Below are 14,543 nucleotides of genomic sequence, written 5' to 3'. Positions count from 1 at the left end.
TTAAAGCCGCTCGCCCCCCATGTTCCGGTGCGGCCGTTTGTTTATGACTACTCCCTGGAGGATTGGCAGGCGTGGTGCAAGACGAACGGCGAACCGGCTTTTCGGGCGGGCCAGCTATTCGACTGGCTCTATGTGAAGCGGGTGGAGTCGTTCGACGAGATGACGAACTTGTCCAAGGGGATGCGAGACAAGCTGGCGAACCAGTTCGAGTTCGTCTCCTTGCAGGAAATCGACAAGCAGGAGTCCCAGGACGGGACCGTCAAATTTTTGTTCGAGCTTCAAGACCGCAATGCGATCGAAACCGTCGTCATGAAGCATAACTACGGCAACAGCGTCTGCGTCACGACCCAGGTCGGCTGTCGGATCGGCTGCACGTTCTGCGCTTCGACGCTGGGCGGGCTGAAGCGGAACTTGTCGGCCGGCGAAATCGTAGCGCAAGTCGTACGCGCGCAGAAGACGCTCGACGCGAAGGGCGAACGCGTGAGCAGCATCGTCATTATGGGCATCGGAGAGCCTTTCGAGAACTACGACGCGATGATGACGTTCCTCAAGGTGATGATCCATGAGAAAGGGCTGAATATCGGCGCTCGCCATATCACAGTTTCGACGAGCGGTATCGTACCGAACATTCGCCGATTCGCCGACGAGCAGATGCAGATCAATCTCGCCATTTCGATTCACGCGCCGAACGATGAGCTGCGCTCCAAGCTGATGCCGGTCAACCGCCGTTATCCGTTTCAGGATCTGATCGAAGCGTGCAAGTATTATTTGGACAAAACCGGTCGCCGGATTACGTTCGAATACGCCTTGATGGGCGGCGTGAACGACAAGGCGGAGCATGCCGAGGAGCTCGCCGACGTGCTGAAGCAGATGCTGCCGCTCTGCCACGTCAACTTGATTCCGGTCAATTTCGTCATGGAACGGAACTTCAAGCGCACGGTGCGGGACGACATTTTCACATTTCAACGCATTCTGGAACGCCATAACATTACGGCGACGATTCGCCGGGAGCATGGAAGCGACATAGCGGCCGCCTGCGGCCAGCTGCGCGCGAAGCATATGGAGTCAGGGGTGAAGTAGAACGATGCTTACGGCCTATAGAACGGATATCGGGAAAGTCCGTTTGATCAATGAGGACCGAGCCGCCATACAGACCGGTTTGAACGGCTTCACACTCGCCATCTTGGCCGACGGCATGGGCGGGCACCAGGCGGGGGAAATTGCGAGCAAGATGGCGGTGGAGCTTATTCAGGCCCACTTGCTCGCCATACATAAGGATTTGTCGGACGAGCAGCGGCCGGAGGCGATCCGCCGTTCTATCGTGCAAGCGAATGAAACCGTCTTCGAGTTCGCCTTGAACCAGCAGCGGTATTACGGTATGGGCACGACGGTAGTCGTTGCCCTCGCTTCCGTGCAAGATTTGACGATCGGCCATATCGGCGACAGCAGAGCGTACCTATGGCAGTCAGGTCGGCTGCGGCAGGTGACCGAGGATCACACGCTAGTGAACGAGCTAATGAAGTCGGGTCAGATTACGGCATCCGAAGCGAGTACTCACCCTCACCGGAACGCGCTGACGAGAGCGCTTGGCACGGAGAAGCGAGCGGAAGCCGACGTAACTCGGCAACAATGGAACTTGGGGGACATTTTGCTCATCTGTAGCGACGGCTTGAGCGGGCTTGTGGAAGACTCGGTCATCGGGCAAGTGCTGGCGGCGGAGCGGGAGCTGGAGTGGAAGGCCGACGAGCTCATCCGGCTGGCGCTGGAGGAAGGCGGGGGCGACAATGTCACGGTTGTACTGCTCGAGAACAAGGAAGCGAACGAAGCCTCGGAAGACAGGGGGGATGATGAATGATCGGTCACGTGTTGGGCGGTCGCTACGAGATCATGGATCGGATAGGCGGCGGCGGCATGGCCTTGGTGTACAAAGGGCATGATATTCTATTAAATCGTAAAGTGGCCGTCAAGGTGCTGCGCCAGCAATACGTGCATGACGAAGAATTCATCCGGCGGTTCCGACGGGAAGCTCAGGCCGCTGCGTCTCTGTCGCATCCGAACGTGGTAAGCATATACGATGTCGGTCAAGAGGAAGAAGTCCATTATATCGTAATGGAGTATGTGGAAGGCAAGACGCTGAACGAGGTGATCAAGGAACGCGCCCCGATGCAAGTCGAGGATGCGATCCGAATCGCGAGCCAAATTTGCGATGCGCTCGATCACGCCCACCACAACCAGATTATCCATCGGGACATCAAACCCCACAATATTTTGATGGGCAAAAACGGCCGCGTGAAAGTAACCGATTTCGGAATCGCCCGCGCTGCGGATTCGTCTCAAATTACGCAGACCGGCTCGGTCGTCGGGTCGGTGCATTATTTTTCGCCGGAGCATGCCAAAGGCACATCCACAGGAGCCAAGTCCGATATTTACTCGCTCGGGATCGTGCTGTACCAGATGCTGACGGCGAGGTTGCCGTTTTCCGGAGAAAGCCCGATCAGCGTGGCGCTCAAGCATTTGCAGGAAAACGTGGAGGAGCCGCGCAAGGTCAATCCGCTTATTCCGCAGAGTGTGGAGAACATGATTCTGAAGTCGATGCGCAAAAACCAGGACGAGCGCTATCAGTCCGCCCGCGAGATGCTGAAGGACCTGGAAACTTGCCTGCTGCCGGAACGGCGCAATGAACCCAAGATCGTGTTTGCCAGCGATGCCGAGGATCAAGAGAGGACGCGTGTGCTCCCGGCGCTGAAGGGCGACGCGGCGGGCAAACCGTCGGCCTCTGCCATGGGCTCTCGATCAGGGGATCCGGATGCGCCGGAGAAAAAGAAGCGGCTTTGGCTCAAACCTTCGATTTGGGGTCTGGTTATTGTTCTTTTCCTGCTGGGCATGTGGTATGCGGTTGGGGTCGTCAGAGGTCTGATCGAAGTGCCCGAGACGGAAATCCCGAACGTCGTCAACATGAACGTAAAGGACGCGCAGAAGCTGATCGAGGACAACCAACTGAAGAGCAAAGTGATCACGCAGCCGAACAAGGACGTGGCCAAGGATATTGTGTTCGCGCAAAATCCGGAGCCGATGAGGGTGAAGGTCAACAACGAAGTCGTGCTCTATGTCAGCCTCGGTACGGAAAAGCCGAAAATGCCGGACTGGTCGGGCAAAAGCTTTAATGAAATCATCAACACCGAGCTTGTGAAATTGGGCATCGCCGCTTCGCAGGTTACCAAAGAATTGGAAGTGTTCGGCGTGGAAGAACCGGGGACGGTTCTGAAGCAAGTGCCGGCGCCGAACGAAGAGTACGATCCGAAGACAGTGGCGATCAAGCTGACGATCAGCAAAGGGCGCGAGCAATTCTCGATGCCGAACTTGTCGGGCATGACCGAGACGGAAGCTTCTTCGGCCGTAGTGCTTCTTGATTTGAAGCCTCTAATTGAGCGTGCACCGACGTATAAGCAGCAGAAGGGAAAAGTGTTCGACCAATTCCCGTTCAAGTTCAACGATCTCGTCTCGAAGGGACAGGAGATCAAGATTTTCGTCAGCAACGGCTATCCGCCTGAAGCGAAGGAAAGGACCGTTTCACGTCCGATTTCTCCAGCAGTTAAGGGGAAAGAAAGCACGATTCGAATCGTGTACAGCGATGCCAGAGGCGATAATATCGAATGGGCTTCGCGCAAAATTACGGATACGCAGACGTTCGACGTCGTCCTCGTCCTCTCCCCGGAGAAAGACGGCACAATTCAATATTTCGTAGACGGTGCTCGAATCGATTTGCAGACGGTACCTTACAACGACAAGGCTACCGGCAGTCCGAGCCCGACGCCAACACCGACTCCGACGCCAACGAAGACGCCGGGCGGATCGGCTTCACCGACGCCGACGCCGACGCCGAAGCCTTCCACAACGCCAACTCCGAGTCCGACCGGCACAGGAGGCCATTAATTAATGCCTTCAGGAATTATTGTAAAAGCCTTGAGCGGGTACTATTACGTTCAGCCCGATGAGCCGGCCGGCGCCGGGTCCGTGCAATGCCGGGCCAGAGGCATCTTCAAGAAAAAAGGAATCTCTCCGCTAGTAGGCGATCATGCCCTGTATGAGCTGACCGAGAACGGCGAAGGGACGGTAGACGAGATCAAACCCCGCACGACGGAGCTGATCCGTCCGCCGATCGCCAACGTCGATCAGGCTGTGCTCGTTTTCTCGCTGACCGAGCCGGGTCTGAACTTGCAGCTGCTGGACAAATTTCTCGTCCACACCGAGCAAGCTCGCCTCGAGACGGTCATTTGCCTGACCAAGGTGGACTTGCTTCAAGACCGGGAATCGGGTGAGCTCGCGGGCGGCATGAATCTGGATGCCGTGCGACGGCTATACGAGTCGTTCGGCTACCGGGTCATCGTGACGAGCAAGCGTACCCAGGAAGGGCTCGAAGCGGTGCGCGACGCCCTGGCCGGCCGAATCAGCGTGTTCTCCGGCCAATCGGGGGTCGGGAAGTCCTCGATGCTCAATGCGATCGTGCCCGGGCTGAAGCTCGAGACGAATGAGATCAGCGCGAAGCTCGGCCGCGGCAAACATACGACGCGGCATGTCGAGCTGTTCCCGCTCGAGGCGGGCGGCTTTGTCGCCGACACGCCCGGCTTCAGCCAGCTCGACTTTCTCGAGCTGGAGCCGGAGCAGCTGTCCGGCTGCTTCGCCGAGTTCCGCGGCTACAGCGCCGGCTGCAAGTTCCGCGGCTGCCTGCATCAGCAGGAGCCGGGCTGCCTTGTGCTGCAGGCGCTGGATGAAGGCGCCATTGCGCCTAGCCGCTACAAGCACTACACGGCTTTTTTGACCGAAATGAAGGAGAGAAAACGGAGGTATTGACCGATGACAATTTTGGCTCCTTCGATTTTATCCGCTGATTTTGCCCGGCTGGCCGAGGAAATCCGGGATGTCGAGCAGGGAGGCGCGGACTGGATCCACGTCGACGTGATGGACGGTCATTTCGTTCCGAATATCACGCTCGGGCCGCTGGTCGTATCGGCGATTCGCCCTCATACGAAGCTGCCGCTTGACGTCCATCTGATGATTGCGAACCCGGATGCTTATATCGAAGCTTTCGCGGCGGCAGGGGCGGACCTGATCTCCGTGCATGTGGAGGTTTGTCCGCATTTGAACCGTACGATTCAGCACATCAAGGCGCAGGGCGTTAAGGCCGGCGTCGTGCTGAATCCGTCCACCCCGTTGTCGACGCTCGACTATGTGCTGGATGAGGTGGATTTGGTATTGCTGATGACGGTCAATCCGGGCTTCGGCGGACAACCGTTCATCCCTGCGATGATTGGGAAAATTGCCGAGCTTAGACGGCGGCTGGCAGCGGCGGGCCGCTCCGGCGTGCACGTGGAAGTCGACGGCGGCATCAACGAAAACACCGCTCCGCTCGTCATCCAGGCTGGAGCCGACGTGCTGGTAGCGGGCAATGCCGTATTCGGCATGAGCGACCGCCGTGACGCGATGCAGCGCATCCGCGGAAATCGCTAGGGGGTTCGACGGAAGTGAAAAAGACATTATGGCTGCTGTTATTGAGTTTTATCGCCGGTCATTTGCTGCTGATCTTTTCTTGGCTGAACGGCGGGCTGTTCCGTTATGTATTTTCGATCGGCGCCTTATTGATCGGCGTCTACTTTTTCAAGCAGTACGACTCGCTCAAGCTGCGCATTTGGTTCATTGTCGTCTCCGTCTTTTTCTATCTCTTGTTGACGATTATTTATACGATGATTTATGTTGCAACCGGCAAAATTCCGATTCTGAACCTGGTGCCGCCGGGGACGGATATGGAATAAAGCATTGTTGCCCTTCATGAAGCATAACCATAACTACAGGAGCCGTTGTCCTGTAGTTTTTCTTTTTTGATGGGCAGGCACTTTTCCCGGGCGATCGGAATAAGATGTACTAAATGGCACTATGAGGAGGGGTAGAGGTGAAATTTTATACGATCAAGCTACCAAAGTTTTTGGGCGGCTTCGTCAAAGCCATTCTGGGTTCCTTTAGCAAAAATTGAGCTTACCACATAAGGCAGCGGTTCCGGCCCGTCGTTATAAAAGGATACTTAAGCACAAAAAAAAGCACCTCGCGATAAGGTGCTTTTTGTCTATGCGGGTTCGTAGCGAACCTCAGCATACTTTACACACGAACGATTTTGCCGGATTTCAGAGCACGAGTACTTACATAAACGCGCTTCGGCTTGCCATCCACCATGATCCGTACTTTCTGTACGTTGACTCCCCAAGTCCGCTTCGTCTTGTTGTTAGCGTGAGAAACGTTGTTCCCTTGGCGAGGGCTTTTACCGGTAATAAAGCATTTGCGGGACATACTAAAAACACCTCCTAACCGTTACGTTCAAGTGCAGCTTTTGCCCGAAAACATACTCTAATATATTAGCACAACCGCTTTCCGATAGTCAATGAAAAGACTTGCTGCTGTTGCTTTTATTTGTCCGGTCGGGTATAGTAAAATCAGCGCAAATGCAGCTATATGGCTGCTGTACGCAAGCTTGGACGCGGTATTGCCAAGGGAGCGGGAGCGTTGCGACGAACCGACGGAATCTCCGAACAGAGAAAGGATGGAGCATGCCGATGCAAATCAAGAGTGAGCTCGGAACCATACATGTTTCGAATGATGTAATTGCGGTTATCGCCGGCTCTGCGGCTCTGGATTGCTACGGGCTCGTGGGCATGGCTTCGCGCAAGCAACTGAAGGACGGCATCGCGGAGCTTCTGGGACGGGAAAACTTGAGTCGGGGCGTCGAAGTGCGTCTCGAGCAGGAGCAAATACATATCGACCTGCACATTGTAGTGAGCTATGGAACCAAAATTTCCGAAGTGGCGCACAATGTACAATCGAAAGTGAAGTATGTTCTGAACGATGTGGTCGGCCTGCGCGTCGATCTTGTCAACATTATTGTACAAGGTGTCCGCGTATCGCGATAGGAAGGGGATTTTTTCTTGAGTAAGCGCTTTAATTGGATTAATGGGTCGGACTTCACCCAGATGGTATTGGCAGGAGCCGCGAATTTGCAGGCGAACAAGGAGAACGTCAATGCTTTGAACGTCTTTCCGGTTCCGGATGGCGATACCGGTACTAACATGAATTTGACCTTGACGTCAGGTATCGAAGAGCTTAAGAAGAAAACATCCGCCCATATAGGCAAATCCGCTGAAGCGTTGTCCAAAGGGCTGCTCATGGGAGCCAGAGGCAACTCAGGCGTGATTCTGTCTCAGTTGTTCCGGGGCGTTGCCAAAGCGGTCGCCGAGCACGAAGAGATCAATGCCGCTCAATTCGCCGCCGCTCTTCAGAATGGAGTGGATACCGCCTACAAAGCGGTCGTCAAGCCGGTGGAGGGGACGATCCTTACGGTGGCCAAAGAAGTGGCCAAACAGGCCGCCTCATCCGTGCGGAAGACGTCCGATGTGCTGGAGCTGATGACGGAAGTGCTGGCAGCGGCCAAAGAAGCGTTGGCCAGAACGCCGGAGCAGCTGCCCGTGCTGAAGCAGGTCGGCGTAGTGGACGCCGGAGGGCAAGGGCTCGTGTGCGTGTACGAGGGCTTCGTGAGCGCCTTGCGTGCAGGCGGTGCGGCTGCGGCGGGTTCGACGGTGCCTGTTGTCGCGATTTCGGCTGCAGCATCGGCTGCCGGCCGTTCGATGGCCGAGCTCGCCCATGCGGCGGACCGGACGCGGAGCGCGCAGTCCCATCTCGCGACCGAGGACATTGAATTCGGCTATTGCACGGAATTTATCGTCAAGCTCGTCCCAGGCAAGACGGCGGGCTGGGTGTTCGACGAGCTCGGCTTCCGGTCCAGTCTGGAGAAGCATGGCGACTCCGTTCTGGTGGTAGCGGATGACGATCTCGTCAAAGTGCATCTGCATGCCGAGCACCCGGGCGAAGTGTTGACCTACGCTCAGAAGTACGGGGAGCTCATCAAGATCAAGATCGACAATATGCGGGAGCAGCATACAACGCTGCTGGAGGACGAGCATGCCCATGGGCATGCGATTGCCACCGCCGGCGCTGCCGCAGTAGGAAGCGCCGTGGCCGCTCCGGTCGCGCCTGCAACGGCTGCGACGGCTACGCAGGAGCTCAAGCCGTACGGCTTCGTCGCCGTCTCGATGGGCCGGGGCATCGCCGCCATTCTCGAGAGCCTCGGCGCCGATGTGGTGCTGTCCGGCGGGCAGACGATGAATCCGAGCACGGAGGATATCGTGCTGGCCGTCCGGCAAGTACAGGCGTCCACTGTGTTCGTGTTGCCGAACAACTCGAACATCATCATGTCGGCCCAGCAGGCGAAGGACTTGGTGGGGGACAAGGAGCTGATCGTCATCCCGTCCAAGACGATCCCTCAGGGCATGTCGGCTCTTCTCGCCTTCCAGTCCAGCGCAGACGCCGTCCGCAATGCGGAGACGATGCAGCGGGCGATCGCCGGCGTGCAGTCCGGGCAAGTGACTTACGCCGTCCGCGATTCGCAGATTGACGGGCTGGACATCAAGCAAGGGGACTTTTTGGGCATTCATAACAACAAAATCGTTACTTCCACCCCTGACCTGATGCAGACCTGCAAGGCGCTGATCGACAGCATGACGGCGGAGGGCGGCGACATCGTCACAATTTTGTCCGGAGAGGACGCGCCGGAGGATGCGACGACCGAGCTGGTGGATTGGCTCGCGCAGGAGTTCCCGAAAGCGGAAGTCGAAGTGCATAGGGGCGATCAGCCCTTGTATTACTACATTTTCGCAGTCGAGTAGAACCGATTCGCGGCAAGCCCGTATTAACAGACAGAGAGACCAAATGTTGAACGGAGGAACAGGGGTATGGCTAACATTCGGATCGTGACCGACAGCACGGCCGATATACCGGAGTCGGTGCGCAAGGAATACGGGATCGAGATGGTGCCGCTGAAGGTCCATATCGGAACGGAAACTTATTATGACGCCGTGACGATTCAATCGGAGCAATTTTACGCGAAGCTCGCGGAGGCGTCCAAGCTTCCGACGACGTCGCAGCCCTCCCCCGTCGATTTTCTGGAGGCGTTCAAGGCGGCTGCTGTCGAACCGGGCGATGAGGTGCTGGCCATCCTGCTGTCTTCGGCGCTTAGCGGGACGTATCAGTCCGCGGTGCTGGCCAAATCGCTGCTGGACAATGAACTGCAGGTGACCGTGTTGGACTCCAAGTCGGCTTCATACGGGTACGGCATGCTCGTCGTCGAGGCGGCGAAGGCGGTACGCGCGGGCAAGAGCTTGGACGAAGTGGTGCGGCTGGTGCAAAAAATGCGCGAGAAAACCCGGATCTATTTCCTGGTGGATACGCTGGAATATTTGCAGAAGGGCGGCCGAATCGGCAAAGCATCCGCTGTGATCGGTTCCTTGCTGAATATAAAGCCGATTCTGACGATCGATCCGGAGGGGCAAGTCGCTCCGGTCGACAAGGTGCGGGGACAGAAGAAAGCGCTTGGCCGCATCGTCGAGCTGCTGACGGAGGAGTTCGGGCAGCAAGAGGTGGTCGTCACGGTCGCTCACGCCAATACGCCGGAGGCGGCGCAAGAGTTTGCGGACTTGCTGGGACAGCACTTCAACGTGAGCAGCACGAGCTTCACGACGGTCGGTCCCGTAATCGGGACGCACGCCGGTCCCGGGGTGCTCGCCGTGTTCATGATCCCGGCTTCGGTAGGATGAAGGCGGGGGCGGCAGGCTTGGATCTGCAGGCGCTGCCCGTGACGAGCGTGAAGGGCATCGGGCCGCAGAAGGCCAAAGAACTGGAGGCGTTCGGGATATACTCGGTCGGGCAACTGATCGAGTATTTTCCTTTTCGCTATGAAGATTATCGATTGCGAGATTTGGCCGATGTGCAGGACGGGGACAAAATTACGGTCGAAGGCAGCATTTCCAGCGAGCCGGTGCTGCAACGCTTCGGCGGCAAGTCTCGTTTGACCGTCCGGGTTATGTGCGGAGCCGTACTGCTCACGGCAGTCTGGTTCAATCGGCCGTTTCTGAAAGAGAAGCTGAGACCGGGGCTACCGATTGTGCTGAGCGGCAAATGGGATCAAAGGCGCCGACAAGTAACGGTGACCGATTCGGAATTTGCCGGTATTGCAGGCGGACGGAGCGGTACGCTGCAGCCCGTCTATTCGGTTGGCGGGCCAATTACGCAAGCTTGGATCCGGCGGGCGATCGGACAAGCGCTTATCCAATATGGGACACATGTGCCTGAAGTGCTGCCCGAGGAGCTGGTCGGGAAATACCGTTTCATGGCACGGCGACAGGCGGTGCATGCGCTCCACCATCCCGAAGAGGTGGAGGCCGGCCAAGAGGCGCGGAGGCGGATGGTGTACGAGGAGCTGTTTTTTTTCCAGCTGAAGCTTCACGCTTTTCGCTCGCTCCAGCGCAAACGGTCCGACGGAGTGGCACATGTGTTCGACAATGAGGTCGTCCGTCAATTTGTGCGGGGATTGCCCTTCACTTTAACCCCGTCCCAGAAGCAAGTAATCGGTGAAATTCTGGAGGATCTGAAAGCTCCCCATGCGATGAACCGGCTGCTTCAAGGCGATGTAGGGGCGGGGAAAACGGTCGTCGCGGCGGCTGCGCTGTTCGCGGCGGTGCGAGGCGGCGCACAGGGCGCTCTGATGGTGCCGACGGAAATATTGGCCGAACAGCATAGACGGTCGCTGGAGCGGCTGTTCGAACCTTACGGCATTCAGGTCGGGCTGCTTACCGGCAGCTTGACCGACCGGCAACGGAGGGACACGATTGCTTCGCTCCATATGGGGCTGATCGATGTCATCGTCGGGACGCATGCACTCATTCAAGAGGATGTTACGTTTCGGCGTTTAGGGCTGGTTGTGACGGACGAGCAGCACCGGTTCGGGGTCAACCAACGCAGCATCCTGCGGCGCAAAGGGTTGAATCCCGATGTGCTCACTATGACGGCGACTCCGATTCCGCGGACGCTCGCCATCACCGCCTTCGGCGACCTGGACGTCTCTACCTTGCGGGAGCTGCCCAAAGGGCGGAAGCCGATCAAAACGTATTCCGTCGGTCCCGATAAGCTCGAACGGGTGTATGGCTTCATTCGACGCGAAGTGCTGGCCGGCCGGCAAGCGTACGTGATATGTCCGTTGATCGAGGAATCCGAGAAGCTGGATGTGCAAAATGCAATCGATGTCCATATGCAGCATGTGCAGGCGTTTCCCGAATTTCGAATAGGGCTGCTGCACGGCAGGATGACGAACGCGGAGAAGGAGGCGGTCATGCGCTCGTTTGAGGCGAACGAGGCGCAGGTGCTCGTTTCTACGACGGTCATTGAAGTCGGGGTCGATGTGTCCAATGCAACGTTAATGATCATCTATGACGCGGTTCGGTTCGGGCTGTCTCAGCTGCATCAGCTGCGCGGGCGGGTCGGCCGGGGCGAGCATCAATCGTATTGCGTGCTGCTCGCCGATCCGAAGAACGAAGCGGCCAAAGAGCGCATGCGCGTCATGACCGAGACGAACGACGGGTTCGAGATCGCTCGCCGGGATTTGGAGCTGCGGGGGCCGGGTGAATTTTTCGGCACCAAACAGAGCGGTATGCCGGAGTTCCGGGTCGCCGATTTGATGAGCGATTTCGAGACGATGGAGAAGGCTCGCGACGATACGGCGGAGCTGGTGGCAAGGCCGGATTTTTGGACGGCGGCCGTCTACTTGCCACTGCGGGAGTTTTTGCGCAAGGAGCATGTTTTCGACGGAGATTCGCTGGATTGAGTGCAGGTGCGGCTTAGTTCTTACAACTGCGTCTTAAAATTGCAAGGCAAGTCGCCGTAGGCCGGAGCATACACTGAAAGAAGCAATGTTCTCTTTTGGAGGTGCCGGCCATGAGCTATCAGAAGTACGGGATTGAGCGGGAACTGGTGGAGCGGATCAAGACGAAGCTGAAAAATCCGCAGGTGAAGGAACGGGTCAAATCGATTTTGGACGGCGTGACGAAGCAGGAGCTGCAAGATCGCACGCGGGTGAAGCTTCTGACGGGTCAGCTCGCCAAGGCGGTCAATGAGCCTCTCACCGTCAAACAGACGGACCAGATCGTCCATTTCGTCGTGGATATGAAGATCGATCCGAACAACACGTTTCATTTGATCAAATTATGGGGCATGTTTCGCTAAGGGATGTCCGATCCCCTGCTGCAGCTCGCCGAACAGGCGGGGTTTGCGGCGGGGGATTTTTTTGCGATTGGGATGGTGCCGGCGGGCGGTTATATTGGCAATGACTGGGGCTGTGCATATTCGATCGACTATTTTGAAACGTTATAGGAGAAAAGGAGGGAATGGATGGATGAGAACAAGTTGGCGGGCAGGTTTGCTGATGCTCGCACTGGCGCTGGCGGCGGCAGGCTGGTCTCCAGGAGCTATATCGGCGGAGGAGAACGGAGCCCAGGCTGGTATCCGGTTCGTGCACGCCTCGCCCGATGGACCGGCGGTTGATATTTTTATCGACGGCAAGCCGGTTTTTCGAGGCGTCTCCTTCAAGCAGGCGACGCCGTATCAGCCGCTTGCGGCCGGCTCGCATGAAGTCGCGCTTTACCCGGCTGCGGCTGGCGGAGTGGGCAAACCTGCTCTGAGAACGACGTTAGTCGTTGAGGAGGGCAAAAAGGTGACGGCCGCTGCCGTCAACAAAATGGCGCAGCTGGAGCTGCTGATGATGGTGGATGAAGCGGATGCTTCCGCAGGAAAATCGAAGATGCGCTTCATTCATGCCGCGATGGATGTGCCGAAGTTGGATGTGGCTGTAAAGGGAGGCGATGTGCTGATTCGGAATATTTCTTACAAGGGGATCAGCACGTTCGTCGAAACGTCGAGGCATCATCTTCACTAGCAGTAGAATCAGGTATGAACCGGCACCTCCTCGAGCAGCTCGGGCGTATCGTTCCTGACGTTGCCTACCGCTTGGGATACCGGATAGGCCTTCATTTGGGCGGCCGGATAGGGCCGAAGCAAAGGCAGCAGCTTGTGGGGCGAACGTTCGTTCCGGTCGAGCCAAGCCTTTTCATCCTCCGGCCTCAGAATGACCGGCATACGGGAATGGATGTCCATGATGAGCTCGTTAGCTTCGGTCGTAATGATGGTTGCCGTGCTGAGCTTTTGGCCTTCCGGGGTCAGCCAAGTGTCGTACAGCGCCGCCATGGCGAACAAGCTGCCGTCATGCAGCTGAATGCGCATCGGTTGTTTGCCCTTGCCGTCGGGAAGCGGTTTCCATTCATAAAAGCTGTCGGCTGGAATGATACAGCGCTTGCGCTCCAAGAGAGCTTTGAATGAAGGCTTCTGAGCGACCGATTCCGATCTGGCGTTGATGATGCCGGTCCCGCCCGAACGTTCATTCTCCGGTTTCGTCCAGGAAGGAATCAGTCCCCACTTGAGCTCGCCCGCACGATTGTTCTCCCCATCATGGATGACGGCCATAATCATTTGTCCGGGAGCGACATTGTACCTTGGACTATAGAACGGAAGGGATGTTCGATCCATCACGAAACGAATGACCAGCTCCTCCAACGTTAAGGTAATCGTATAGCGTCCGCACATGGGTACCGTCTCCTTTTCAGCACGAAGCTTATCCTATCTCACATGCTAGTGGCGGAAGTCGCGACTGTCAAGAAACCATAAATCCCCACTTGAAATAAGAATATATGTTCGGTATATTAGTTGTAACTCTGGTGGAGAACAAACGTTCGGTCATGTTCGGGAGGCGGATACGATGAGAATTCCAGACCGTTATATTGGGAAAACGATTGAGCTGGTTTATGTAGACCGATTCGGAAACGTGACTCAGCGCCGGGTTATTGTCAAACAGCTGCATGAACGGATGGCCGATGTGTATTGCCTGAAGCGGATGCAGTACCGCAGGCTTGTGCTGAATCAAATATTGGCGTTCACCTTGGCGGCGGGCAAAAAGTTCGGATGACTGAAATAATTTTGGGGAATTGGATTGACGGGAACAATTGTTCGTGTTAAGATGAATTCATAGAAACGAGAACAAACGTTCGGAGGATGATTCCAATGCAAGCTGTCGACAGTTCCATGTTCAATCCTTATCGTTCTACATCCGTTAAGAAAAGCCCGGCGGCCGCTTCTTCCCGCTCGAATAGAAAAGTCACCCCCGCTTTGCGCTTGACTCGCCTCCTGCTGCTGGTAGCTGCGATGCTGATCAGCTTCGTGCTGGGGATCATCGTACATACCGTTTCCACGCAATCGGAGGTTCAAGCTGCATCCGTCACCGGTTCAATTTCGGTTCACGCACCTGCTCCGGCAGCGGTCGATACTGAGAAGCAACGCATCATTGTCGTGCCCGGCGACACGCTCTGGACGATTGCCGAGCAGCATCTGGCCAGCGGTCAAGACGTGCGAGAATATATTACCAAGCTGAAGAAGCTCAATGCGATGAAATCAAGTGCGCTTAAGGCGGGGCAAGTGCTAGTACTTCCCTAATCTATTCGTTCGTACATATAATCCCTATACCATCACGGAAAGTCGGGCCGATCGAGGTCCGGCTTTTCTGAACA

The 14,543-nt window shown here is 56.6% G+C and carries 17 protein-coding genes; 15 read left to right on the top strand and 2 right to left on the bottom strand.

Annotation, left to right across the window (positions count from 1 at the left end; all coding sequences use genetic code 11):
* Window positions 1-27: 27 nt before the first annotated feature.
* The 7 genes from rlmN to spoVM all read left to right on the top strand — a co-directional run bounded on the left by rlmN (window position 28) and on the right by spoVM (window position 6,028).
* The gene (gene rlmN, locus PKO02S_RS15330) at window positions 28-1,080 is read left to right on the top strand and encodes a dual-specificity RNA methyltransferase RlmN (RefSeq protein WP_127584400.1); all 1,053 of its coding nucleotides are present in this window, start codon (window positions 28-30) and stop codon (window positions 1,078-1,080) included.
* A 4-nt stretch (window positions 1,081-1,084) separates the two neighbouring features.
* A complete protein-coding gene (locus tag PKO02S_RS15325; protein WP_127584319.1) occupies window positions 1,085-1,855 on the top strand; it encodes a Stp1/IreP family PP2C-type Ser/Thr phosphatase in 771 nt (256 codons plus the stop codon).
* Complete coding sequence (gene pknB / locus PKO02S_RS15320) at window positions 1,852-3,933, top strand: Stk1 family PASTA domain-containing Ser/Thr kinase (RefSeq protein ID WP_176594935.1); 2,082 nt, start codon at window positions 1,852-1,854, stop codon at window positions 3,931-3,933. Before PKO02S_RS15325 ends, pknB begins: the two co-directional genes overlap by 4 nt.
* A 3-nt stretch (window positions 3,934-3,936) precedes the next feature.
* Complete coding sequence (rsgA, locus tag PKO02S_RS15315) at window positions 3,937-4,851, top strand: ribosome small subunit-dependent GTPase A (protein WP_127584317.1); 915 nt, start codon at window positions 3,937-3,939, stop codon at window positions 4,849-4,851.
* A 3-nt stretch (window positions 4,852-4,854) separates the two neighbouring features.
* Entirely contained in the window at window positions 4,855-5,508 is a 654-nt protein-coding gene (rpe, locus tag PKO02S_RS15310) for a ribulose-phosphate 3-epimerase (protein ID WP_127584315.1), read from the top strand.
* A 14-nt stretch (window positions 5,509-5,522) separates the two neighbouring features.
* The gene (locus PKO02S_RS15305) at window positions 5,523-5,810 is read left to right on the top strand and encodes a hypothetical protein (RefSeq protein WP_127584313.1); all 288 of its coding nucleotides are present in this window, start codon (window positions 5,523-5,525) and stop codon (window positions 5,808-5,810) included.
* 137 nt (window positions 5,811-5,947) lie between these two features.
* Window positions 5,948-6,028 carry a stage V sporulation protein SpoVM gene (gene spoVM, locus PKO02S_RS15300; protein WP_127584398.1) on the top strand — a complete coding sequence of 27 codons (81 nt, stop codon included), beginning with the start codon at window positions 5,948-5,950 and terminating at the stop codon, window positions 6,026-6,028.
* A 122-nt stretch (window positions 6,029-6,150) separates the two neighbouring features.
* Here spoVM and rpmB read toward each other — a convergent pair whose 3' ends face one another.
* Window positions 6,151-6,339 (bottom strand): 50S ribosomal protein L28, encoded by a 189-nt coding sequence (gene rpmB / locus PKO02S_RS15295; RefSeq protein WP_127584311.1) that lies wholly within the window; start codon window positions 6,337-6,339, stop codon window positions 6,151-6,153.
* A 257-nt stretch (window positions 6,340-6,596) separates the two neighbouring features.
* On the opposite strand from rpmB, the gene PKO02S_RS15290 reads away from it, so the two are divergent.
* The 6 genes from PKO02S_RS15290 to PKO02S_RS15265 all read left to right on the top strand — a co-directional run bounded on the left by PKO02S_RS15290 (window position 6,597) and on the right by PKO02S_RS15265 (window position 12,862).
* Complete coding sequence (locus PKO02S_RS15290) at window positions 6,597-6,956, top strand: Asp23/Gls24 family envelope stress response protein (RefSeq protein WP_127584309.1); 360 nt, start codon at window positions 6,597-6,599, stop codon at window positions 6,954-6,956.
* 15 nt (window positions 6,957-6,971) lie between these two features.
* On the top strand, window positions 6,972-8,765 hold the full coding sequence (fakA, locus tag PKO02S_RS15285; protein ID WP_127584307.1) for a DAK2 domain-containing protein: 1,794 nt from the start codon (window positions 6,972-6,974) through the stop codon (window positions 8,763-8,765).
* Between the two features lie 66 nt (window positions 8,766-8,831).
* Window positions 8,832-9,692 carry a DegV family protein gene (gene fakB / locus PKO02S_RS15280; protein ID WP_127584305.1) on the top strand — a complete coding sequence of 287 codons (861 nt, stop codon included), beginning with the start codon at window positions 8,832-8,834 and terminating at the stop codon, window positions 9,690-9,692.
* A 17-nt stretch (window positions 9,693-9,709) separates the two neighbouring features.
* A complete protein-coding gene (gene recG, locus PKO02S_RS15275; RefSeq protein ID WP_246067040.1) occupies window positions 9,710-11,755 on the top strand; it encodes an ATP-dependent DNA helicase RecG in 2,046 nt (681 codons plus the stop codon).
* A 110-nt stretch (window positions 11,756-11,865) separates the two neighbouring features.
* The gene (locus PKO02S_RS15270; protein ID WP_127584301.1) at window positions 11,866-12,153 is read left to right on the top strand and encodes a stage VI sporulation protein F; all 288 of its coding nucleotides are present in this window, start codon (window positions 11,866-11,868) and stop codon (window positions 12,151-12,153) included.
* 169 nt (window positions 12,154-12,322) lie between these two features.
* The gene (locus PKO02S_RS15265) at window positions 12,323-12,862 is read left to right on the top strand and encodes a DUF4397 domain-containing protein (RefSeq protein ID WP_164821476.1); all 540 of its coding nucleotides are present in this window, start codon (window positions 12,323-12,325) and stop codon (window positions 12,860-12,862) included.
* Between the two features lie 8 nt (window positions 12,863-12,870).
* Here PKO02S_RS15265 and PKO02S_RS15260 read toward each other — a convergent pair whose 3' ends face one another.
* Window positions 12,871-13,566, bottom strand: coding sequence for an SOS response-associated peptidase (locus tag PKO02S_RS15260; protein ID WP_127584297.1), 696 nt, complete (start codon window positions 13,564-13,566; stop codon window positions 12,871-12,873).
* A 172-nt stretch (window positions 13,567-13,738) separates the two neighbouring features.
* Here PKO02S_RS15260 and PKO02S_RS15255 point away from each other — a divergent pair, with 172 nt between their 5' ends.
* Both PKO02S_RS15255 and PKO02S_RS15250 read left to right on the top strand, forming a co-directional pair.
* Window positions 13,739-13,945, top strand: a complete 207-nt coding sequence (locus PKO02S_RS15255; protein WP_127584295.1) for a hypothetical protein — start codon at window positions 13,739-13,741, stop codon at window positions 13,943-13,945.
* A gap of 95 nt (window positions 13,946-14,040) precedes the next feature.
* Window positions 14,041-14,469, top strand: a complete 429-nt coding sequence (locus PKO02S_RS15250) for a LysM peptidoglycan-binding domain-containing protein (RefSeq protein ID WP_164821475.1) — start codon at window positions 14,041-14,043, stop codon at window positions 14,467-14,469.
* Window positions 14,470-14,543: the final 74 nt, after the last annotated feature.

It is taken from the genome of Paenibacillus koleovorans NBRC 103111 (genome assembly GCF_004000845.1).
Taxonomy (GTDB): Bacteria; Bacillota; Bacilli; order Paenibacillales; family NBRC-103111; genus Paenibacillus_AA; species Paenibacillus_AA koleovorans.
The sequence above is the reverse complement of the archived record's forward strand: the minus strand, read 5'-3'. Positions and strand labels throughout refer to the sequence as shown.

What these genes read in the sequence shown, in the direction of transcription:
- PKO02S_RS15290 (WP_127584309.1), top strand. Translation starts at nt 6,597, where the DNA reads ATGCCGATGCAAATCAAGAGTGAGCTCGGAACCATACATGTTTCGAAT.
- PKO02S_RS15255 (WP_127584295.1), top strand. Translation starts at nt 13,739, where the DNA reads ATGAGAATTCCAGACCGTTATATTGGGAAAACGATTGAGCTGGTTTAT.
- PKO02S_RS15325 (WP_127584319.1), top strand. Translation starts at nt 1,085, where the DNA reads ATGCTTACGGCCTATAGAACGGATATCGGGAAAGTCCGTTTGATCAAT.
- PKO02S_RS15270 (WP_127584301.1), top strand. Translation starts at nt 11,866, where the DNA reads ATGAGCTATCAGAAGTACGGGATTGAGCGGGAACTGGTGGAGCGGATC.
- pknB (WP_176594935.1), top strand. Translation starts at nt 1,852, where the DNA reads ATGATCGGTCACGTGTTGGGCGGTCGCTACGAGATCATGGATCGGATA.
- PKO02S_RS15260 (WP_127584297.1), bottom strand. Translation starts at nt 13,566, where the DNA reads ATGTGCGGACGCTATACGATTACCTTAACGTTGGAGGAGCTGGTCATT.
- rsgA (WP_127584317.1), top strand. Translation starts at nt 3,937, where the DNA reads ATGCCTTCAGGAATTATTGTAAAAGCCTTGAGCGGGTACTATTACGTT.
- rpe (WP_127584315.1), top strand. Translation starts at nt 4,855, where the DNA reads ATGACAATTTTGGCTCCTTCGATTTTATCCGCTGATTTTGCCCGGCTG.
- PKO02S_RS15265 (WP_164821476.1), top strand. Translation starts at nt 12,323, where the DNA reads ATGAGAACAAGTTGGCGGGCAGGTTTGCTGATGCTCGCACTGGCGCTG.
- fakB (WP_127584305.1), top strand. Translation starts at nt 8,832, where the DNA reads ATGGCTAACATTCGGATCGTGACCGACAGCACGGCCGATATACCGGAG.
- rpmB (WP_127584311.1), bottom strand. Translation starts at nt 6,339, where the DNA reads ATGTCCCGCAAATGCTTTATTACCGGTAAAAGCCCTCGCCAAGGGAAC.
- PKO02S_RS15250 (WP_164821475.1), top strand. Translation starts at nt 14,041, where the DNA reads ATGCAAGCTGTCGACAGTTCCATGTTCAATCCTTATCGTTCTACATCC.